Below are 19,362 nucleotides of genomic sequence, written 5' to 3'. Positions count from 1 at the left end.
AACGCGTGATCTGAGCGAATAATTTAAAAAGCCTGAATCAGCAATGATTCAGGCCTTCGTCGTTTCTGTCGTACTCAACGGCAAATGCTTCCCCTGCCATAATGCATCCGATAGGGGAAATCAACGCTAGCGGCGATTCCAGGGCATCACGCCCAGCAAACGCGCCATCCCGCAAAATCCACTGACGCCAGCAAACAGCAAACCCGCGCCGACAAAACCGGAAATCAGGAAAAATGCCTGATGAACGCTGTATCCCAGAATCACGCCCAGCAGAATTAGCGTCCCCGCCACAATTTGCACCTGACGCATAATGGGCAACGGCTGAGATCTATCCTTCAGGACAGCTTCACCCGTTTTCTTCCAGCCGTTCAGGCCACCTTCAAGAATAAACACTTTCGCCGGGGCCACTGCCTGCGCCAGTTTTTGTGCATTTTGCGCGGTGCGCGTGCCAGACTGGCAATAAAAAATCACCGTATCGTAATCTTCGAAAGGCCCAAGCCGGTCGCCATTTTCAATAGCGGAAAGTGAGAGTAAATGCGCTTCGGCAATATTTTCGCGGGCATGTTCATCCGGCTCGCGAATGTCTATCAGGGCCGCACCCTGTGCCAGAAGTGCTCTGGCCTCAGTGGGGGAAAGTGAAGGGATGGTCATAGCGTTCCTTATTGATAACCCGTCATTTATATCGAGCATCCTACCCTAATTAATGCTGTCCGTGTCTGGCGGGGGATCAATTTACGGGCCCGAATCCTCACCTATTCGGGCCCGCGAAACTTACTCTTTCGCAATCTCCACGCTGGCGAAGGCATCGCTCACACCTTCTTTGTCGTGGCGGGCAATCCAGCGATAGCAGCCTGCGCTCAGGAACGCGCCGATGAACCAGCTGAAGTTCGCCACTTCATGCAGGGCAGGGATAAAGCTAATGATGAGTCCGACCGCCACCGACGGAACAAGCGCGGCAATCGCTTTGGGGTTAAAGCCATTCTTGTACCAATAACGGCCCGCAGGGGAGACGGTGAACAAATCGTCGACCACCACTTTCCCGCGCTTAATCAGATAAAAATCTGCCAGCAAAATCCCGAACAGTGGGCCGATAAATGCGCCCAACACGTCGAGCGTATAGTGAATCAGCTCCGGCGACTGGAACAGATTCCACGGCGTCAGCAGCACAGAGCCCACAGCGGCAATCATCCCCCCGGTACGGAAGCTGATTTTCTGCGGGGAGCAGTTCGAGAAGTCGAATGCAGGCGAGACAAAGTTCGCCACGATATTGATCCCGATGGTGGCGGTGATCATCGTCAGCAGGCCGATGGCCATCGCCACGCTGTTGCCGACGTGGCTCACGGTCTCAATCGGGTCGGTGATCATGCGGCCAAACAGCGACTGCGAGCCGGAAACAATAATCACCGTCACAATCGAGAACAGCAGGAAGTTGAACGGCAGCCCCCAGCGGTTGCCGCGACGAATTTCCTGCATGCTTTTGCCGTAACGCGAAAAGTCACCAAAGTTCAGCAGCGGGCCGGAGAAATAGGACACGACCAGCGCCGTGGCGGTGATCATCTGCCAGGTTTGCTCCCCGGCGCTCAGCTGTTTGCTGGCAAGCGTAAAGGAAATGCCGTCCAGCCCGGTCTGATACAAAATCCAGCCTGCCAGCGCCATCATCACGATATACACCGCCGGACCGGCAATATCGATAAAGCGCTTAATGGCGCTCATACCATGCCAGAACACCAGCGCCTGTAGCACCCACATAATACCAAAACAGATCCAGCCCAAATGCGACAGGCCGAGGAAATGACCGGTGGTCAACGAGGCCAGAGAAGGCCAAAACTTCAGGCCGACCAGCATCAGCGCGTTGGCCGCCAGATAGGTCTGGATACCGTACCACGCAAAGGCAATCAGGCCGCGGATCACCGCCGGAATATTGGCACCGAACACGCCAAACGCCTGACGGCTAATCACAGCGTACGGCACGCCCGCCATCTGGCTGGGTTTCGCCACCAGATTGGCGCACAGCTGCACGATACAAATGCCCGCCAGCAGACAGAGCAGAACCTGCCAGCTCGCCAAGCCGAGAGTAAAGAAGCTTGCGGCCACCACATAGCCGCCCATGCTATGCACATCGGACATCCAGAATGAAAAAATGTTGTACCACGACCAGCTCTGTTGCCGCGTTGGCGCCAGATCGTTGTTGGTCAGTCTTGGGCTGTAGCTCGATTTGTACTCTGGTTTCTGACTTGGCATGAAATCTGCTCCTTTAAAAAACAGATGCTGACGGAATGTCTGCAACTTTCGTTGCATGAATCGGGCCAGATTCAGTTATCAAGAAACAAACGGGGTTTAGCGGCAATATATTGCGTAAAAGAGGCCGTATTGATGCAGGATGTGCATTATTACAGTGCGGATAACCATTTTACTGCCCAGGCGTGGTGCTACGCGACAGGGCAAAACATGAAGAGGACGTCGTTCGATGCAACATTTGATTCAAGTGATCAACCCCAACACCAGTGCTGCGATGACGCACACTATTGGCGAAGCGGCCCGCAGCGTTGCGGCTCCGGGCACCACCATTCTCGCGACCTGTCCGACTCAGGGCGTGGAGTCGATTGAAGGCCATTTTGATGAAGCCATCGCGGCTATTGGCGTGCTGGAGCAAATCAAACACGGCAAAGCGCAGGGCGCACAGGGGCACGTAATTGCCTGCTTTGGCGATCCGGGGTTACTCGCCGCGCGTGAACTGGCCTGCGGGCCGGTGGTGGGCATTGCCGAGGCGGCGATGCACATGGCGACGCTGGTGGCGACACGCTTTTCCATCGTCACCACGCTGCCGCGCACGGTAATCATCGCCCGTCATTTATTGCAGCAGTATGGTTTCGAACATCACTGTGCGGCGCTGCACGCCATCGATTTACCGGTACTGGCGCTGGAAGATGGTACGGGTCTTGCACAGATGAAAGTACGCGAGCGTTGTATTCAGGCAAAACGCGAAGACGGCAGCGGGGCGATAGTCCTTGGCTGTGGCGGCATGGCGAACCTTGCCCGCGAGCTGACGCTGGAACTGGGCATCCCGGTGATTGATGGCGTAACGGCGGCGGTGAAAATGGTGGAATCGCTCGTGGCGCTGGGTCTTGGCACCAGCAAATACGGCGACCTCGCGTACCCCAATAAAAAGCCGCTGAGCGGAGGCTTCGACATGCTGAGCTGACGACGGCGGCCATCTGATAAAGAGGTCGACTCAACATGCAATCAGCAATGGACAAGCGCGTATGGCATTTTACCGAAAACTACCCTCGCGACATGGCGGGCTATGCTGGCCAACCGCCTCATGCGCAATGGCCGGGCGGCGCGCGCATCGCCGTCCAGTTCGTGCTCAATTTTGAAGAGGGCGGCGAAAACCACGTCCTGCACGGCGACAGCGGCTCTGAGCAGTTTCTGTCAGACATCATCGGCGCGCCCAGTTTCCCCGACAAACACATGTCGATGGACTCCCTCTACGAATATGGCTCCCGCGCCGGATTCTGGCGCATTCATCAGGAGTTTCAAAAGCGCGGATTACCGCTGACGGTGTTCGGCGTGGCTATGGCCCTGGCGCGTAACCCGGCCATCGTCGATGCAATAAAAGCCGCGGACTACGACGTGGTCAGCCACGGCTGGCGTTGGATTCACTATCAGAATCTCGATATTCAGACCGAACGCCAGCACATGCAGCAGGCGGTTGAAATCCTAGAAGCGCTGTTCGACAAAAAGCCGCTCGGCTGGTACACCGGACGCGACAGTCCGAACACCCGCCAGCTGGTGGCAGAGCAGGGTGGTTTTCTCTACGACAGTGATTATTACGGCGACGACCTGCCGTTCTGGACCACGGTCGACAGCAAACCGCATCTGATTGTGCCCTACACCCTGGACGCCAACGACATGCGCTTTGCCACTGCGCAGGGCTTCAATACCGCCGAACAGTTTTACACCTATCTGAAAGACAGCTTTGACGTGCTGTACGAAGAAGGGGAAACATCACCAAAAATGATGTCGATTGGCATGCACTGCCGCCTGTTAGGCCGCCCGGGTCGTTTTCGCGCGCTACAGCGTTTTCTGGATTATGTGCAGAGTCACGATGATGTATGGGTTTGCCGGCGTCAGGATATCGCCGAACATTGGGTGAAAACGCACCCGTTCAACGGTAACGCCTGACATATCGTAGCGCCCGCGATCCGTCTTCTCTCCCCCTGATGGCAATGCCGATCAATTCCCTCTCCCTGTGGGAGAGGGCTAGGGAGAGGGGAGCAAAACGCACCCGCCAAAAATTACGCCATCAAACTCACATGTGCCGCCACGATGCGCCAGCCGCAGGGGAATTTCACCCAGGTCTGCATTTGGCGGCCGACTCGCTCGCTGTTCTCACGCGTAAACTCGGTACTCGCTACCGCCATATCCTCGCCGTAAGCGGTGATCGTCGTATGGCGCAACAGCCGATCCAAACCCTTCCCAGGCCGGGCATTACGGAAATCGCGGATCTCCGCGATCCCATACAAATTCTCCGTCGCGCCGTAGCGTACCGTCCGCCCGTCATCCCAGAACAGTTCATCCAGCACCGCAATATCATTGCTGGTTAAGGCTTTTTCATAACGATAAAACGCGGCGGTCACGTCGTTCAGCACCGCCGGACGGTCAATGTTTTCGGGGGTCATACGTCTTCCTGTTGATAAAGAATACCGGCCTGTTCAAGCTGCCAGGCGGCTTGCAAACACTGCGCTTCCTGCCACGGCGCGCCAATAATCTGCACGCCAATCGGCAGCCCGCTGTGGGTTTTGAGTGGCACACTGACCACCGGCAGACCGAGAAAAGAGATCGGCTGTGTCAGCATACCCATGCTGGCTTTGGTCGGCAGTTCAACGCCGTTTATACGCATCGACGTATCGCCAATCAGCGTTGCGCTACACGGCGTGGCCGGGGCAATCAGCAAGTCAAAATCATTGAACAACGGCAGCGTCGTATCGCGAAACCACGCCCGAAAGCGCTGCGCCTGGGTGTACCAGGCCGACGGCGTCATCGCCCCCGCCAGCAGGCGTTCACGGGAATGAGGTTCAAAGCGTTCTGCATCACTGCGCAACGCCGGTAAATAGTGGTTGCCGCCTTCCGCCGCCGACAGCAAAAAAGCGGCGGAACGGGCCAGCGCCACGTTCGGCAACTCCCGTTTTTCATTTGCGCCAAGCGCGTGTGCCACGCGGGCCACCGCATCGCGAGCGCTACAGTCGCTCCATTCATCAAACCAGCCGCCCAGCACGGCGCAGCGCAGATTTGTTGTCTGTGACAGCATTGATGAAACGGGCGAAACCTCCCGGGAGGACTGCCATTTATCGTCCGGATCGTGGCCCTGCAAGGCATCATAAACGTGGGCCAGATCGTCGGTAAAGCGCGCCAGCGGGCCGATGTGATCGAGGCTGGCGACAAACGGATGGCTACCGGATCGCGACAAACGGCCAAAGGTCGGCTTCAGGCCCAGCACGCCGCACAGCGAGGCGGGCACGCGGATCGAGCCGTTGGTGTCGGTGCCGAGCGTAAAGTTCACCAGTTTTGCCGCCACCGCCGCGGCTGACCCGCCGGAAGAACCGCCTGCAATGCGGTTCAAATCGCGCGGGTTGCGGGTCGGGCCGTAATGGCTGTTTTCCGTCGTAAAGCCGTAGGCGTAGGCGTCCATATTCAGCGCCCCCGCCAGCGTCGCGCCCACGCGTTGCAACTGCTGCACGGCAAACGCATCGGCGGCGGCTGGCGGCATTTCGCTGAACAGTTGCGCCCCGGCGAGAGTGGTCACGCCTTCGATATCAAACAAATTTTTCACCGCAAACGGCACGCCCGCGAGCGGCGGAAGCGCCTCGCCCCGACGCAAGCGCGCGTCAATATCCGCGGCTTCGCGCAGCATGCGGTCGGCGGTGATTTCGGTGAAGGCGTTCACCTGCGGGTTATCCCGCGCAATGCGGGCCAGCGTCTGCTGGGCCAGTTCCACCGCGCTGAACTGGCGGTAGCGTAGTCCTTGCTGAATGTCCCGAATGCTCAGTGTCATAGCTGATACACTCCTGCACCTTCCTGACGGAGCGGCAGCTCAAACGCCATCAACGGCTCGGCCATCGAGGCAATCCGGCTAAGCTGAACCGCCAGTTCTGCCCGACGCGGTGCATCCAGCGGCACCGCTAACAACTGTTCCATCAGCAGAATATATTCAGGCCAGTTAAACGCATTCTCGTTCATCATCGCTCCTTAGAATCCTGCTGCGCTGCCGTTGCTGCGCGGATCGTACGCCCCTTCCAGCATGCCGTTAGGGTGACGGACAATCGCCCCGGCGTGGCCCATCGCTTCACTCATGCCCGGCAGCCATTCCACGTCGTGCCCTTTTTCACGCAGCGCGGTGAAAGTGGCTTCGCTGAAACGGCCCTCCAGCTTGAGCGAATCCGTCGACTGGCCCCAGGTGCGGCCCAATAGCCAACGCGGCGCGGCAACCGCTTCCTGCAACGGCATGCCCTGAATCACATGCCGGGTGAAAATCGCCGCCTGAGTTTGCGGCTGGCCGTCGCCGCCCATGGTGCCGTACACCATCGTGCGACCGTCTTTCAGCCGTGCCGCCGCCGGGTTGAGCGTGTGGAAAGGCTGTTTGCCCGGTGCCAGCGCCAGCAGGTGATCCGGGTCGAGGCTGAACGCCGCGCCGCGGTTTTGCAGCAGGATGCCGCTTTCCGGCAGCACCACGCCACTGCCAAACTCGTGATAAATACTCTGAATAAACGACACCGCCAGCCCGTTGCCGTCGATAACGCCGAGCCAGACGGTATCCCCCGGGCCTTTACCTTTGCCCCACGGCGCGGCGTGATGATCGTCAATGCTGGCTGCCATCTCCTGCAACGGAGCAGCTTCGAGCAGGCTTTGCACCGGCAGCGTCACATGGCGCGGGTCGGTGATGTATTTATCGCGCAGGCTGAACGCCCGTTTGGTGGCTTCCACGATGCGGTGGATGGTCTGTACCTCATCAGCGTTAGCCATATCGAGATGATCGGTAATGCCGAGGATCGCCAGCGATACCAGCCCTTGGGTCGGAGGCGTCATATTGAAAATGTCGCCCTGCTGGTGGCTGAGCTTCAGCGGCACGCGACGGCGCGCGCGATGCCCGGCGAGATCCTGCGCGGTCAATGGACATCCGGTGGCCTGAAACTCTTCCGCCATCAGCTGCGCCAGCGGCCCGCGATAAAAGCTGCCGAGGCCGTCATTCGCCAGACGCGTCAAGGTGCGGGCGAGGCGCGGCTGGCAGAAACGGCTGCCTGCAGTGGGCACTTCGCCGCGCTGTAAAAACGTCCCGGCAAAGCCCGGCACGCCGGAAAGCTCATGATATTTACTCTGCGTGGCGCTCGCCTGGGAAGACGTCACCGGAATGCCGTCGGCGGCATAGCGAATCGCATCCGCCAGCAGACGTGAAAGCGGAAGTTGCCCACCGCCCAGCCCTGCGGAAACCTTCAGCGCTTCATCCCAGCCGCTCACGGTGCCCGGCACGGTCAGTGCAGCTTTCGCCCCGCGATGAGGAATGGCGGCATGGCCGTCGTAATACGCCAGCGTTGCCTGCGCCCCGGAGGCGCCGCTGGCGTCAATGGCAATCGGATCGCCGCCCGGCGGAACAATCAGCCAGAAACCGTCGCCGCCAATGCCGTTCATATGGGGATACACCACGGCGATGGTCGCTGCGGCCGCCACCATCGCTTCGATGGCATCGCCGCCGTGCCGCAATACGGAAAGCGCCGATTCGCTGGCGAGATGATGAGGGGTTACCGCCATGGCACCGGGGGCCAAATTACTTTGCATGATGTTTCTCCGTGGACGCTCTTCTTTCTCATCAGGCAAAAAACGTTCCAGATTGACGAATGCGCTTTTGCTGTGTCAGCCTGAGTTGAAACGAAAGTTGCAGGAGACGGGATATGCAGCAGCTGGATGAGCGCCTGAGGGCGTGTTACAACGAACTTTCTCCACAGGAACAGCGCGTCGCGGCGTTCATCATGGATCACTTTGACGATCTGGTGAGCTACAACAGCGCCGAGCTGGCGCGGCTCAGCGGGGTATCCAAAGCCACCGTCAGCCGCCTGTTCCGCCATCTGGGCTATGAGCGCTTCAAAGACATGCGCGACGAGCTGCGAACCCTGCGCCAGAGCGGGATGCCGCTCACCGGCGATCGTGATGCGGTGCAGGGTAACACGCTGCTGGCGCGTCACTATAAACAGGAAATGGCGAATCTTACCCAGTGGGTCAACGCGCTGGATGCCGACCTGTTTGCCGAAGTGGTCGCCGCGCTAAGCGCCGCAAAGCGCGTGTTGATCGTCGGCCTGCGCAACAGCAGCCCGGTGGCGCTGCATCTACGTCAACAGCTGATGCAAAGCCGTGGCAACGTCTGGCTCATGCCGCAGCCCGGGCAGACGCTGGCGGAAGAGGTGGTGGATATCACCCCGGATGACCTGGTGATTGTGGTGGCGTTTCGCCGTCGTCCACGGGTGATCCGCCCGCTGCTCGAAGCGTTGCAGGCCCAACAGGCACAGGTGCTGGTGCTGAGCGAGCCGCAGGCTGTCGGCATTCGCACCCGTTGCCGCTGGCACTTTGCGGCCCCGCTGGACAGCGTCTCGGCGTTCGACAGCTACAGCAGCGCCATGAGCCTGGTGAATTTACTCGCCAACGCCTTGCTGCACAGCACCCTCAGCGACGGCCGCCAGCGCATTCATCACATCGCCGACCTTTATCACACCCTCGACGAACTCGAACAGCGCTAAACGCCCTGCGATGGTGCAATTGCACCTGAGCAGGGTTCCGTTTTGAATCAACACGGGACGGATTAATGGGCCTGACTCATGCGCAAAGCGGAAAAACCGCGCTGGCACATTCGTTGCAAAAACGATATTAAAGAATCATTCGTTTCAATAACCGGTTTCCAGACCAAAGGATGTGTCCATGCTCGAGGTTCAGCCATTTACGCCCGTTAATCCTCCTCACCGCCTGCTGATGGGACCGGGGCCGATCAACGCCGATCCGCGCGTGCTACGCGCCATGTCCAGCCAGCTGATCGGCCAGTACGATCCGGTGATGACCGGCTACATGAACGAAGTGATGGCGCTTTATCGCGGCGTGTTCCGCACCGAAAATCGCTGGACGATGCTGGTGGATGGGACCTCCCGCGCCGGAATCGAGGCGATTCTGCTGTCGGCCATTCGCCCTGGCGATAAAGTGCTGGTCCCGGTGTTTGGCCGCTTCGGTCATTTGCTGTGTGAAATTGCCCGTCGCTGTCGGGCCGAGGTCCACGTCATCGAAGTCCCGTGGGGCGAGGTATTCAGTGCCGATCGTATTGAAGATGAGATCAAGCGCGTTAAACCGCGTCTGCTGCTGACGGTGCAGGGCGACACCTCCACTACGATGCTGCAACCGCTGGAAAATCTCGGTGAAATTTGCCGTCGCCACGGGGTGCTGTTTTACACCGATGCCACCGCGTCGCTCGGCGGTAACGCGCTCGACACCGACGCCTGGGGGCTGGATGCGGTTTCCGCCGGGTTACAGAAATGCCTTGGCGGCCCGTCGGGCAGCTCGCCGATCACGCTCAGCGCTGAAATGGAAGCGGTGATCCGCGCGCGAAAATGCGTGGAGCAGGGGATCCGCACCGATCTGCATCAGGACGGTGAAGACGAAATGATTTGGTCGAACTATTTCGATCTTGGCATGGTGATGGACTACTGGGGCCCAGAACGCCTGAATCACCACACCGAAGCCACCAGCATGCTGTTCGCCGCCCGGGAATGTGCGCGGATCATGCTGGAAGAAGGGATGGACGCGCTGATCGCCCGCCACGAACTGCACGGTCGCGCCATGCTAAACGGCATTCAGGGCATGGGTCTCGAGGTCTTCGGCGATATCTCCCACAAAATGAATAACGTGCTCGGGGTGGTTATTCCGGCTGGCGTGCACGGTGAAGAAGTGCGCCAGCGCCTGCTCAACGATTTCCACATCGAAATTGGCACCTCGTTTGGCCCGCTGGCGGGCAAAATCTGGCGCATCGGCACCATGGGCTACAACGCGCGTAAAGACTGCGTATTGCAGACTCTGACCGCGCTGGAAGCGGTGTTGAACCGTCTGGGCTTCGCCACCACTCAGGGCGCTGCGATGCAGGCGGCCTGGGACACCTACGAGGGGTGATTTATGCCAAAGAACGTAATGCCAATGACGTCTGAAGAAGCCCGGCAGGCGGCGGCTCGCGTCATGGCGCGCAGCGACCAACTGGCAGAAATCAGTGCCACGCCCGGGGAACTGACCCGGGTATACCTCTCGCCCGAACATTTACAGGCTAACGCACGCGTCGCGCAATGGATGGCCGAGGCGGGCATGACCACCTGGCAGGACGCGGTGGGCAATATTTGTGGGCGCTACGAAGCACAACAGGAAGGCGCGCCCGCGCTGCTGCTCGGTTCGCACCTGGATACGGTACGCAATGCCGGACGCTACGACGGTATGCTCGGCGTGCTGACGGCCATTGAGGTCGTGGCGTGGCTGAACCGCCATCAGGTGCGCGCGGAGCAGGCGATTGAAATCGTCGGTTTCGGCGACGAAGAGGGCACCCGGTTTGGCATCACGCTGCTCGGCAGCCGTGGGCTGACCGGCACCTGGCCGCAGGAATGGCTGGATTGTTGTGATGCGCAGGGCATCAGCGTGGCGCAGGCCATGGTGAACGCCGGGCTGGACCCGTCGCGCATCGCGCACGCGGCGCGTTTACCGCAAGAATTTAGCGCCAGCCTCGAGTTGCATATTGAGCAGGGGCCGGTGCTGGAAGGCGCAAGTTTAGCGTTGGGCGTGGTGACCGCTATCAACGGCGCGCGTCGTTTGAACTGTCGCTTCGACGGTGAAGCCGGGCACGCCGGAACGGTGCCGATGAATCTGCGCCGCGATGCGCTGGCCGGGGCCGCCGAATGGATGGTGGCCGTTGAGCAACTGACCCAGGCGAGCGACCCGACGCTGGTGGCGACGGTCGGCACGCTGAATTGCCAGCCCGGCGCGGTAAACGTCATTCCCGGCAGCGTCTCGCTGAGCCTTGATATTCGCAGTCCGTCAGATGAAACGCGCGAAGTGTTGCTGGTAACGCTGCTGGAAAAAGCGCAGCAGATTGCCCAGAAGCGCGGCCTGACGTTCTCCCACGATATTTTCTACACCACGCCCGCCACGCCATGCGATCCGGCGCTGCAGCACACGCTGATTCGCGCCTGCGAAAACGTGCAGGGCAGAGCGCTAACGCTGCCGAGCGGCGCCGGACACGATTCAATGGCGCTGGCCGAACGCTGGCCGGTGGCGATGCTGTTTGTGCGCTGCGCGGGCGGGATAAGCCATCACCCGGCGGAATCCGTCGAGGCGACTGACGTGGCGGTGGCGTTGCAGGCGTTTAGCCTGGCGGTACAGGAAATTGTGCAACCGGATGCATTGCAGCAGTTTAATGCCGCCCGCCAGGAACAGGCGTCAGCGATGATTGCGGCCTGCGTTGCGCTGCCGGAATGGCAGCAATCGCTGGTGGCGGCGCGGCCTTTTTCGAGCGTTGAACAGCTGCTGGAAACCGCCGTCGCGCTGAGTGAACGCTGGCAGTTAGCGGAGCTGGATAGGGCTCTGGCGGCGCACCCGCGTATTGGTGACAAACCGAAAGGGGTTTCAGCGGAATCGGCGTTTTCACGCCAGGAGCAGTCTGCCGTCAATAGCCATGATGTGGCGCTGACACAGGCGCTGGCCCAAGGGAACGCCGAATATGAAGCGCGGTTTGGTCGGGTGTTTCTGATCCGCGCCAAAGGGCGTAGCGGAGAGGAGATCCTCTCGATTCTGCAACAGCGGCTGAACAACTCCGAGACGGAGGAAGTGCAGGAGGCGCTGCGCCAGCTGCGACAAATTACCCAACTTCGACTGGAAGGAGTGTTTGCCCGATGAGCCATATTTCGACTCACATCCTGGATACGTCGCTCGGAAAACCGGCGGCGGGCGTGATGATTCGCCTGGAGCAGCAAACGGAAAGCGGCTGGACGTTGGTGAAGGAGGCAGAAACCAACGCCGACGGGCGCATTGGTTCGATGGCCGAGGGCGATTTAGCCCCAGGGCGCTATCGACTGACGGCGGAGATTGGGCAGTGGTTTGTGCAAACCGGGCGGGAGACACTGTATCCGTCGGCGCAAATTGACGTCATCTTGCCGCGAAGCGGAGACCATTATCATTTGCCGTTTCTGATTGCCCCCTGGGGCTGGTCAACCTATCGCGGGTCCTGAGAGCCCCCTCCTGGTTTGTTTTTTTCCCTCTCCTGGGGGAGAGGGCGCGACGTGCTAACACACGCGCACGCATTCCCGTTAAAGGAACGGGCTAGGTAAAACCGGGATGAACATGAATTTAAGGTTCCAGCGGGACCCAATATCGTCAGGCGAAATGACGGAATATTGTAATTCCGCGGCAAAGCGTACCGGCAGTTTGCCTATTTTGACGACATTGGAATAACCTAAACCAATCGGGAGCGTTAAGCGGTCACCCTGTTTTTTCTTCCAGTCAATGGTGATATCGGGACTCATACCAATTAACTCGGTGCCGCTTAAACGGTAGTTAATGAAATACTGAATATCGGTATGGTTGGTGTCTTTGCGGTTGCTTTTATTATCCGCAGACCACCAGTGCTGTGCCAATAATCCCAGGTTGGTGCCGCCAGGATGCGGGGCTAATTTTGCGACCAGGAGCGCCGGGCCTGCCTGATAACGGCCCTGTCCCTGGAAGTCATTCTCGGCGGTATCGAAGAGCTGCGTTGCACCGACGCCCCAGATGAAACCATCTTCGCGGTTCGGACCGACGAGGGTTAATAACCCGGTGTCGCCCATGCCGCTGGTTCTGCCGTGAGCAAACATGGCTCCGTCTCCGTGCGTGGTAACGTTGCCCAGGTTCGGGGTGTTATAGAACTGGAACACCGGTCTGACGATTAAATTCCAGTCCTGTTGACCAAACTTTAAGGGAAAGGACATCACCGGCTGAATCGTGGTTCGGGACACCGTGCCATTGAATTTATCGCCTCTGAAGGTGGTGTTGTCATATTGCGTCCAGAACATCCAGGCGGCCCCAATCGGGTTGGCCGTCATCTTTGCAATTTTTTCCATTTCCTCTGCCGACGGGCCCTCTTTATCAGCGGCATGCGCCAGTCCTGAAAAGCCAACCGCGGCGGCAAAAAGACAGAGGAAAACATTTTTCTTTACCATAAAATAAAACCCTGATGTGAAGATAAGCAGGGGATTACCCCCTGAGTAAATTGGCGAATGCGAAGAAAGGAAACTAATTGTTATAAGGGACTGTAATAATTAAATTTTATCAGGCAGTGGTTTGAGTATTTGAGTCAGGCGCGCATTTCTTATTTCGATATATCCATTTTTCTTTAATGCGGCCAGAATCTTAAAGACATAACTGTTCGACAAATTGGTGCGTTTTAATATGTAATTAGCCAGACCCTGAGTGACATGTTTTTCATTGAGATAAAGTTCGATTAACTCTTTCACTACTTTGTAGCCATTGCCGCCATGCCTGACGTCATAGATATTGGCGAGCTTATCGATAAGGGAGTAAATCAGCGCCGAGAAAACCACGCCGCGGTACACCTGATCGGGGCTACTGATGTCAAATATTTTATGAATAGGGATTTTGGCAATGATCACATCGCTTTCGGTACGGCAATAAAACGGCTGCGTTGACATGATTTTTTCATCTTCCATCGCAGGCATACCGTAAAAAGCATGGTCGACAAATTTCCCCGTGCCTTTGTAATAAATGCCGAGCAGACCGGAAAGAACAAACCCGACTTCCGCTTTCTCTAAATTTAACGACTGGCCTTTGCTGTATCGCATTTGTACACCCTGCGATTTAACGAATTCCATGAAGGCGTTAAACTCATCAGTACTATAGAGGTTAAAGTTATTTTCCTTTTTCATCCTCGCTCCCATAATTCTGACTGTTTAATTATCCAGGTCGAGTATTTCGCCGGGCACTATTACAGAGCACTTCTATCCGTCTAAGCTTACTGAAATCGAGCTGAAAGTAAAATTGGAAAATGAAAGTATATGTCATAGTAGACATCATTTCAGAAATGCGTCGTGGGCGGCGTTGACATCGTTTTTCACAACGTCATACTGCGTAGCATATCAGGGGATGTCTCTCATGAGTCTGTAATATTCTGGGCAGCATAATACAATGACGACAAAATTAACTTCAAAATCCGTAATCCTTATTGCCATGGCATGTATTGTCGGGGGCATTGTTTGGTTTTCTGCACAGCATTATAAAGCTGAGGATAAATACACCGCGCAGGAAAATAAACAGTATACGGTCGCGCTGAATCATCTTCGCGAAGAGATTAAACAGTTAAACCAAACCTCGGTTAATCACCAAATTCATAAAAACACCCGGCTGGACAGCGCGAGTATAAATGAGCGGGATAAGGTGGTTATTTATGAGCTCACGCTGCTCGACATTTCTCAGGCGGATATTCGTCACATCAGCGACGGTAAAAAATCAAAAATTAAAGCCGTAGAAAAACAGAATCTTATTAAAAAACTGAAAGCAGACGTTCACTCAGGCCCGTTGTTTGAGCATGGCTGGTCAATGGAGTTTATTCAAAAGACCCGTGAAGGCGATCTGCTCAGCGCGATTACCATTACTCACGATGATATGCTGCAACCGCCCGCGGGCGATCGCCACAACGTTATCTGAATAAAGAGGGCGGTCAAGCCACCCTCTATCATTCAGCCGTTTAATGACAGCTTATAAATACGCGTTTCCCAACGATGAAGTCGGTAGGGCTCGTCAATCTGCGCATAATTCCCCAGCACGCGCGTTGCCCCTTCAAGCCGTAATTCGGCTTCAGGCCAGCGGGCCGATTTCGACGACAGATTACACAGCACCAGAAACGTTTCATCGCCCAGTTCGCGGCGATAGGCGTAAATCTGTGGGTGATCCGCCAACTCCAGCTGATAACGCCCGTAGATAAGTGTGCGCTCTTTCTTACGCAGGCTGATTAACGCGCGATAAAAGTTGAGCACCGAATCCGGGTCCTGGCGCTGGCTGGCGACGTTGATGATTTCGTAGTTGGCGTTGACGTGGAACCACGGCTTCGCCTCGCTGAAACCGGCGTAGGGGGAGTGGCTCCACTGCATCGGCGTGCGGGAATTATCGCGCCCGGTGTGGGTGAGGAACGCAATAATGTCCTCCTCGCTTTTGCCGAGCGCCGCCATCTCGCGCCATATGTTTTTTGCCGAGACATCGTCAAAATCGGCCAGCCCGTTGAAGCGGGTGTTGGTCATACCGATTTCCTGGCCCTGATAAATAAACGGCGTGCCCTGCATCAGAAAGTAGAGCGCGGCAATGCAGGTGGCGCTTTCCCGCCAGTAGTGCTGGGTGTCGCCCCAGCGCGAGGTAATGCGCGTTAAATCGTGGTTTTCGACGTATAGCGCATTCCAGCCTTTGCCTTCCAGCGCCGCCTGCCAGGCGGTGAATATCTTCTTCAGTACCGAAGGCTCGGGGCGCAAACCGGCCTCCGGTTCCCACAGGCGAACGTGCTCGAACTGAAATACCATGTTCAGGCGGTTGCGATGCTCGCCGACCCACTCCTCGGCGTGCTCAGAATTCAGGCCATTCACTTCGCCGACGGTCACAATGTTGTAATGCTGAAACACCTTCTGGCTCATGTCGTCGACGTAGTCCAGCAGCCCGTCATAGTTCAGATGGCTTTTCATCGACGGCACGTAGCGCAATTTGTCCGGATTCGGCACATCGGCAAGCGTCGGTTCTTTTTTCATATGGCAAATCGCGTCGATACGAAAACCGTCGATCCCTTTCTCGAGCCACCAATGCATCATGTCGTACACCGCCCGGCGCACGTCGTGGTTTTCCCAGTTCAAATCCGGCTGGCGACGGGTGAACAGGTGCAGATAATACTGTTCCGTTTTCGTGTCATATTCCCAGGCCGAACCTTTAAAAATTCCTTCCCAGTTGTTGGGCTCCGCGCCGCTTTTGCCGTCGCGCCAGGTGTACCAGTCTCGTTTCGGATTATCACGTGACGAGCGGGATTCAAGGAACCACGGATGTTCGTCGGAGGTGTGATTGACCACGAGGTCGATAATCAGGCGCATGCCGCGCAGGTGAACCTGCTCGAGCAGATGGTCAAAATCCGCCATCGTGCCGAATTCGGCCATGATCTCCTGATAATTGCTGATGTCATAGCCGTTATCGTCGTTCGGCGAGGTGTACATCGGGCAGATCCAGATCAGGTCGATGCCGAGGTCTTTCAGGTAATCGAGTTTCTCGGTGATGCCATTCAGGTCGCCAATGCCGTCCCCGTTGCTGTCCTTAAAACTGCGTGGATAAATCTGGTAGGCCACCGCCTCTTTCCACCAGTTCGCCATCGTTACCTCCCGATTAATAACGCAAAAGATTCATAAGGTTGCAGCTCAAGGCTCACCGCCAGCTGGTCACGCGGCGCGTAATTGCTGGAAAGACACTCGCCGTGCCAGTGTTGCATCGCCTCGGGAATATCGAGGGTGAGATGCTCGGCGGAGAAATTGTTGATAACCAGCAGCCGCTCGTCGCCGAGCGTGCGCAGCCAGGCAAACACCTGCGGGTGTTCAGCCATCACCGGCTGGTAGTCGCCGTAAACCAGCACCGGATACTGCTTCCGTAGAGCAATCAGCTTCTGGTAATGCCAGAGGATCGAGTCCGGCTGTTCAAGCGCCGACGCGACGTTGATTTCTCGGTAGTTCGGATTGACGGCAATCCACGGCGTACCGGAAGTGAAACCGCCGTTGGGGCTGGCGTCCCACTGCATTGGCGTGCGCGCGTTGTCGCGCCCGTTGGCGTGAATGCCCAGCATCATCTCTTCATGGCTGACACCGTCCGCCAGCCGTTCGTGGTACAGATTCAGGCTTTCGATATCGCGGTAGTCGTTGATGTCGCTGAACCGCACGTTGGTCATACCGATTTCTTCGCCCTGATAGATATACGGCGTGCCTTTCAGGCAGTGCAGGGCGGTGGCGAGCATTTTGGCAGAGGCTTCACGGAACTCGCCTTCGTCGCCAAATTTCGATACCGCGCGGGGTAAATCGTGGTTGCTCCAGAACAGCGAGTTCCAACCGTCGTCGGCCAGCGCAGTTTGCCATTTGTCGATAACCGCTTTGAAGTCGGCGAGCACAAACGGCTTGCTGCGCCACTTCCCGGCGTGTTCATCCCAGAACTGTTTGATGTGGTCGAACTGAAACACCATCGACAGTTCTTCGCGTTCAGCGCCGCTGTACAGCAGCGCGTCTTCGGGGCTGGCGCTCCAGGCTTCGCCGACGGTGACGTACTCGCCATTGCCAAAGGTGGCGCGGTTCATCTGGCGGATCAGCGCATGCAGGTTTTTGCCGTTAGCCATAATTTGTGCGTCGACTTCTTTGCCGATAAGGTCGATAACGTCCATGCGAAAACCGCCGATACCTTTGGCCAGCCAGCGGTTCATCATGGCGTGAACCTCTTCGTGTACCCGCGGGTTTTCCCAGTTGAGGTCCGGCTGGCGTTTAGAAAACTGGTGCAGGTAATATTCGCCGCTGGCTTCGTCATAGGCCCAGCCGCTGCCGCCAAAATAGGAACGGAAATGATTCGGCGGCCCGCCATTCGCCGCCGGTTGGCGCCAGATATAGAAATCACGGTACGGGTTATCTTTTGATTTCAGCGCTTCGAGGAACCACGGATGTTCGTCGGAAGTGTGGTTGACGACTAAATCCATCAGGATGTGAATGTCGCGCTGTTTGGCCTGCGCAATCAGGGCGTCCATGTCCGCCAGAGTGCCAAATTCGGCGGCAATATCTTCGTAGTCGGAGATGTCGTAACCGTTGTCATCCATCGGCGAGCGGTAGACCGGCGAGAGCCAAATCAGGTTGATGCCGAGCTGGTAGAGGTAATCGAGTTGACTGATGATGCCGGGAATGTCGCCGATACCGTCCCCGTTGCTGTCCATAAAGCTGCGCGGGTAGATTTGGTACACCACCGCGTTGTGCCATGCTTTTTTTTCCACTGAGTTCTCCTGATAGTGTGTGGCGCCCTCACCCTAACCCTCTCCCCCAGGAGAGGGGACCGATGGCACTCGCCTTTCTCCCTCTCTCTCGAGAGCTCGAGCCGGACGTGTTTTTCTCCCTCTCCCTGGGGGAGAGGGCCGGGGTGAGGGCGCAACGGACTCACAAACGAATGCTATACCCGTAAAAACGCCCGCCCGCCCGCCTCAAACAAATAGCAACTCTCCGTCGGCAAACGCAGCCCAACCCGCTGATCGGGCGCAATCTCCAGCCGCGACGTCAGGCGGATAACCAACGGCTCGCTGCCGTAACCGCTATTAACGTACAGCAGCGTTTCGTTACCCATCTGCTCCACAAACAGCACTTCGCCTTCCACGTCGGCTACCGCTAACTCAATCAGTTGTACGTGCTCCGGGCGGATCCCCAGCCATACGCTGTCGCCAATTTTTCCGCCCAGCGTATTCACTGGCAGCACAATGCGTTGTCGGTTCTCGAGGTCGACCACCGTCTCCCGCTCGCCCGTTTCAGCAATCGTGCCCGCAATCAGATTCATTTTAGGCGAACCAATAAACTGTGCGACGAACAGGTTGGCAGGGTGGTCGTAAAGCTCCAGCGGGGATCCGACCTGCTCGATTTGCCCCTGATTCAGCACCACGATGCGATCGGCCAGGGTCATCGCTTCTACCTGGTCATGGGTGACGTACAAAATGGTGGCGTTGATGCGTTTATGCAGCGCGGCAATTTCCATGCGCATCTGCACGCGCAGGGACGCGTCGAGGTTGGAGAGCGGTTCATCGAACAAAAACAGGCTCGGCTCGCGCACAATCGCCCGGCCGATCGCCACGCGCTGGCGCTGCCCGCCGGAGAGATCTTTCGGCCGCCGGTCGAGCAAATGTTCCAGCTGCAAAATACGCGCGCTGGCCTGCACCTTTTTGTCAATTTCCGTCGGCGGCAGCTTCGCCATTTCCAGCGCGAAGGCCATATTCTGGTACACCGTCATATGCGGATACAGCGCGTAGGACTGGAACACCATCCCAATGCCGCGCTCGGACGGGGAATCGTCGTTGACGCACACGCCGTCGATGCGCATTTCGCCGTCGCTGATCTCCTCCAGCCCGGCTACCATCCGTAGCAGCGTGGATTTGCCGCAGCCTGACGGCCCGACCACCACTACAAACTCGCCGTCGTTAACGGTCAAATCCAGGGGCTTTATCACCTCCGACGAGGTGCCGTAGCGCTTAGATATTTTATCGAGTACCAGTTGCCCCAT

The 19,362-nt window shown here is 57.4% G+C and carries 18 protein-coding genes and 1 pseudogene; 8 read left to right on the top strand and 11 right to left on the bottom strand.

Annotation, left to right across the window (positions count from 1 at the left end; all coding sequences use genetic code 11):
* Positions 1–126: 126 nt before the first annotated feature.
* Positions 127–651 carry a rhodanese family protein gene (locus A8O29_RS18510; protein WP_125354173.1) on the bottom strand — a complete coding sequence of 175 codons (525 nt, stop codon included), beginning with the start codon at positions 649–651 and terminating at the stop codon, positions 127–129.
* Positions 652–771: 120 nt separating this feature from the next.
* Complete coding sequence (locus tag A8O29_RS18505) at positions 772–2,241, bottom strand: NCS1 family nucleobase:cation symporter-1 (protein ID WP_125354172.1); 1,470 nt, start codon at positions 2,239–2,241, stop codon at positions 772–774.
* Between the two features lie 226 nt (positions 2,242–2,467).
* Between A8O29_RS18505 and hpxA the strand changes: the two genes are divergently transcribed.
* Both hpxA and puuE read left to right on the top strand, forming a co-directional pair.
* Positions 2,468–3,202 carry an allantoin racemase gene (hpxA, locus tag A8O29_RS18500; protein WP_125354171.1) on the top strand — a complete coding sequence of 245 codons (735 nt, stop codon included), beginning with the start codon at positions 2,468–2,470 and terminating at the stop codon, positions 3,200–3,202.
* A gap of 35 nt (positions 3,203–3,237) precedes the next feature.
* Positions 3,238–4,185, top strand: coding sequence for an allantoinase PuuE (gene puuE, locus A8O29_RS18495; protein ID WP_125354170.1), 948 nt, complete (start codon positions 3,238–3,240; stop codon positions 4,183–4,185).
* A 113-nt stretch (positions 4,186–4,298) separates the two neighbouring features.
* Here puuE and hpxZ read toward each other — a convergent pair whose 3' ends face one another.
* The 4 genes from hpxZ to A8O29_RS18475 are packed head-to-tail and all read right to left on the bottom strand — an operon-like array spanning position 4,299 to position 7,836.
* Positions 4,299–4,682 carry an oxalurate catabolism protein HpxZ gene (gene hpxZ / locus A8O29_RS18490; RefSeq protein ID WP_125354169.1) on the bottom strand — a complete coding sequence of 128 codons (384 nt, stop codon included), beginning with the start codon at positions 4,680–4,682 and terminating at the stop codon, positions 4,299–4,301.
* On the bottom strand, positions 4,679–6,055 hold the full coding sequence (locus A8O29_RS18485) for an AtzE family amidohydrolase (RefSeq protein ID WP_125354168.1): 1,377 nt from the start codon (positions 6,053–6,055) through the stop codon (positions 4,679–4,681). The genes hpxZ and A8O29_RS18485 overlap by 4 nt, the downstream gene beginning before the upstream one ends.
* Positions 6,052–6,240 carry an oxalurate catabolism protein HpxX gene (gene hpxX / locus A8O29_RS18480; RefSeq protein ID WP_125354167.1) on the bottom strand — a complete coding sequence of 63 codons (189 nt, stop codon included), beginning with the start codon at positions 6,238–6,240 and terminating at the stop codon, positions 6,052–6,054. Before hpxX ends, A8O29_RS18485 begins: the two co-directional genes overlap by 4 nt.
* Positions 6,241–6,249: 9 nt before the next feature.
* Positions 6,250–7,836, bottom strand: a complete 1,587-nt coding sequence (locus A8O29_RS18475) for a gamma-glutamyltransferase family protein (RefSeq protein WP_125354183.1) — start codon at positions 7,834–7,836, stop codon at positions 6,250–6,252.
* Between the two features lie 110 nt (positions 7,837–7,946).
* Here A8O29_RS18475 and A8O29_RS18470 point away from each other — a divergent pair, with 110 nt between their 5' ends.
* From A8O29_RS18470 to uraH, 5 genes and pseudogenes are all read left to right on the top strand, one after another.
* Positions 7,947–8,786, top strand: a complete 840-nt coding sequence (locus tag A8O29_RS18470) for a MurR/RpiR family transcriptional regulator (protein WP_125354166.1) — start codon at positions 7,947–7,949, stop codon at positions 8,784–8,786.
* Positions 8,787–8,964: 178 nt separating this feature from the next.
* Positions 8,965–10,197 (top strand): pyridoxal-phosphate-dependent aminotransferase family protein, encoded by a 1,233-nt coding sequence (locus A8O29_RS18465; protein WP_125354165.1) that lies wholly within the window; start codon positions 8,965–8,967, stop codon positions 10,195–10,197.
* 3 nt (positions 10,198–10,200) lie between these two features.
* Positions 10,201–11,454: pseudogene (hpxK, locus tag A8O29_RS18460) on the top strand (allantoate amidohydrolase); the annotation flags it as partial.
* Positions 11,455–11,511: 57 nt separating this feature from the next.
* Positions 11,512–11,961, top strand: a complete 450-nt coding sequence (gene uraD / locus A8O29_RS22805) for a 2-oxo-4-hydroxy-4-carboxy-5-ureidoimidazoline decarboxylase (protein ID WP_246316683.1) — start codon at positions 11,512–11,514, stop codon at positions 11,959–11,961.
* Entirely contained in the window at positions 11,958–12,293 is a 336-nt protein-coding gene (gene uraH / locus A8O29_RS18455) for a hydroxyisourate hydrolase (protein WP_125354164.1), read from the top strand. The genes uraD and uraH overlap by 4 nt, the downstream gene beginning before the upstream one ends.
* Before the next feature lie 78 nt (positions 12,294–12,371).
* On the opposite strand, the gene A8O29_RS18450 is transcribed toward uraH, so the two are convergent.
* Positions 12,372–13,259 carry a hypothetical protein gene (locus A8O29_RS18450; RefSeq protein WP_125354163.1) on the bottom strand — a complete coding sequence of 296 codons (888 nt, stop codon included), beginning with the start codon at positions 13,257–13,259 and terminating at the stop codon, positions 12,372–12,374.
* A 99-nt stretch (positions 13,260–13,358) separates the two neighbouring features.
* A complete protein-coding gene (locus tag A8O29_RS18445; RefSeq protein ID WP_168713859.1) occupies positions 13,359–13,982 on the bottom strand; it encodes a helix-turn-helix domain-containing protein in 624 nt (207 codons plus the stop codon).
* Between the two features lie 259 nt (positions 13,983–14,241).
* On the opposite strand from A8O29_RS18445, the gene A8O29_RS18440 reads away from it, so the two are divergent.
* Positions 14,242–14,760: a hypothetical protein gene (locus A8O29_RS18440; RefSeq protein WP_125354161.1), complete on the top strand. Its 519-nt coding sequence runs from the start codon at positions 14,242–14,244 to the stop codon at positions 14,758–14,760.
* Positions 14,761–14,792: 32 nt separating this feature from the next.
* Here the strand turns inward: A8O29_RS18440 and A8O29_RS18435 are convergent, their stop codons facing one another.
* The 3 genes from A8O29_RS18435 to A8O29_RS18425 all read right to left on the bottom strand — a co-directional run bounded on the left by A8O29_RS18435 (position 14,793) and on the right by A8O29_RS18425 (position 19,362).
* Positions 14,793–16,451, bottom strand: coding sequence for a glycoside hydrolase family 13 protein (locus tag A8O29_RS18435; protein ID WP_125354160.1), 1,659 nt, complete (start codon positions 16,449–16,451; stop codon positions 14,793–14,795).
* A gap of 2 nt (positions 16,452–16,453) precedes the next feature.
* Entirely contained in the window at positions 16,454–18,037 is a 1,584-nt protein-coding gene (locus A8O29_RS18430) for a glycoside hydrolase family 13 protein (protein WP_338055840.1), read from the bottom strand.
* A gap of 230 nt (positions 18,038–18,267) precedes the next feature.
* Entirely contained in the window at positions 18,268–19,362 is a 1,095-nt protein-coding gene (locus tag A8O29_RS18425; protein ID WP_174081392.1) for an ABC transporter ATP-binding protein, read from the bottom strand.

The sequence above is a fragment of the Scandinavium goeteborgense genome, assembly GCF_003935895.2.
GTDB classification, from domain to species: domain Bacteria; phylum Pseudomonadota; class Gammaproteobacteria; order Enterobacterales; family Enterobacteriaceae; genus Scandinavium; species Scandinavium goeteborgense.
This window is presented reverse-complemented; position numbering and strand designations above follow the sequence as displayed.

Bases quoted from the DNA above. Each gene is read 5' to 3' on its own strand.
- uraD (WP_246316683.1), top strand. From the start codon at position 11,512: ATGATTGCGGCCTGCGTTGCGCTGCCGGAATGGCAGCAATCGCTGGTG.
- A8O29_RS18465 (WP_125354165.1), top strand. From the start codon at position 8,965: ATGCTCGAGGTTCAGCCATTTACGCCCGTTAATCCTCCTCACCGCCTG.
- hpxZ (WP_125354169.1), bottom strand. From the start codon at position 4,682: ATGACCCCCGAAAACATTGACCGTCCGGCGGTGCTGAACGACGTGACC.
- hpxA (WP_125354171.1), top strand. From the start codon at position 2,468: ATGCAACATTTGATTCAAGTGATCAACCCCAACACCAGTGCTGCGATG.
- A8O29_RS18470 (WP_125354166.1), top strand. From the start codon at position 7,947: ATGCAGCAGCTGGATGAGCGCCTGAGGGCGTGTTACAACGAACTTTCT.
- A8O29_RS18485 (WP_125354168.1), bottom strand. From the start codon at position 6,055: ATGACACTGAGCATTCGGGACATTCAGCAAGGACTACGCTACCGCCAG.
- A8O29_RS18445 (WP_168713859.1), bottom strand. From the start codon at position 13,982: ATGAAAAAGGAAAATAACTTTAACCTCTATAGTACTGATGAGTTTAAC.
- A8O29_RS18505 (WP_125354172.1), bottom strand. From the start codon at position 2,241: ATGCCAAGTCAGAAACCAGAGTACAAATCGAGCTACAGCCCAAGACTG.
- A8O29_RS18510 (WP_125354173.1), bottom strand. From the start codon at position 651: ATGACCATCCCTTCACTTTCCCCCACTGAGGCCAGAGCACTTCTGGCA.
- A8O29_RS18440 (WP_125354161.1), top strand. From the start codon at position 14,242: ATGACGACAAAATTAACTTCAAAATCCGTAATCCTTATTGCCATGGCA.
- hpxX (WP_125354167.1), bottom strand. From the start codon at position 6,240: ATGAACGAGAATGCGTTTAACTGGCCTGAATATATTCTGCTGATGGAA.
- A8O29_RS18450 (WP_125354163.1), bottom strand. From the start codon at position 13,259: ATGGTAAAGAAAAATGTTTTCCTCTGTCTTTTTGCCGCCGCGGTTGGC.
- uraH (WP_125354164.1), top strand. From the start codon at position 11,958: ATGAGCCATATTTCGACTCACATCCTGGATACGTCGCTCGGAAAACCG.
- A8O29_RS18430 (WP_338055840.1), bottom strand. From the start codon at position 18,037: ATGGACAGCAACGGGGACGGTATCGGCGACATTCCCGGCATCATCAGT.
- puuE (WP_125354170.1), top strand. From the start codon at position 3,238: ATGCAATCAGCAATGGACAAGCGCGTATGGCATTTTACCGAAAACTAC.
- A8O29_RS18425 (WP_174081392.1), bottom strand. From the start codon at position 19,362: ATGGGGCAACTGGTACTCGATAAAATATCTAAGCGCTACGGCACCTCG.
- A8O29_RS18435 (WP_125354160.1), bottom strand. From the start codon at position 16,451: ATGGCGAACTGGTGGAAAGAGGCGGTGGCCTACCAGATTTATCCACGC.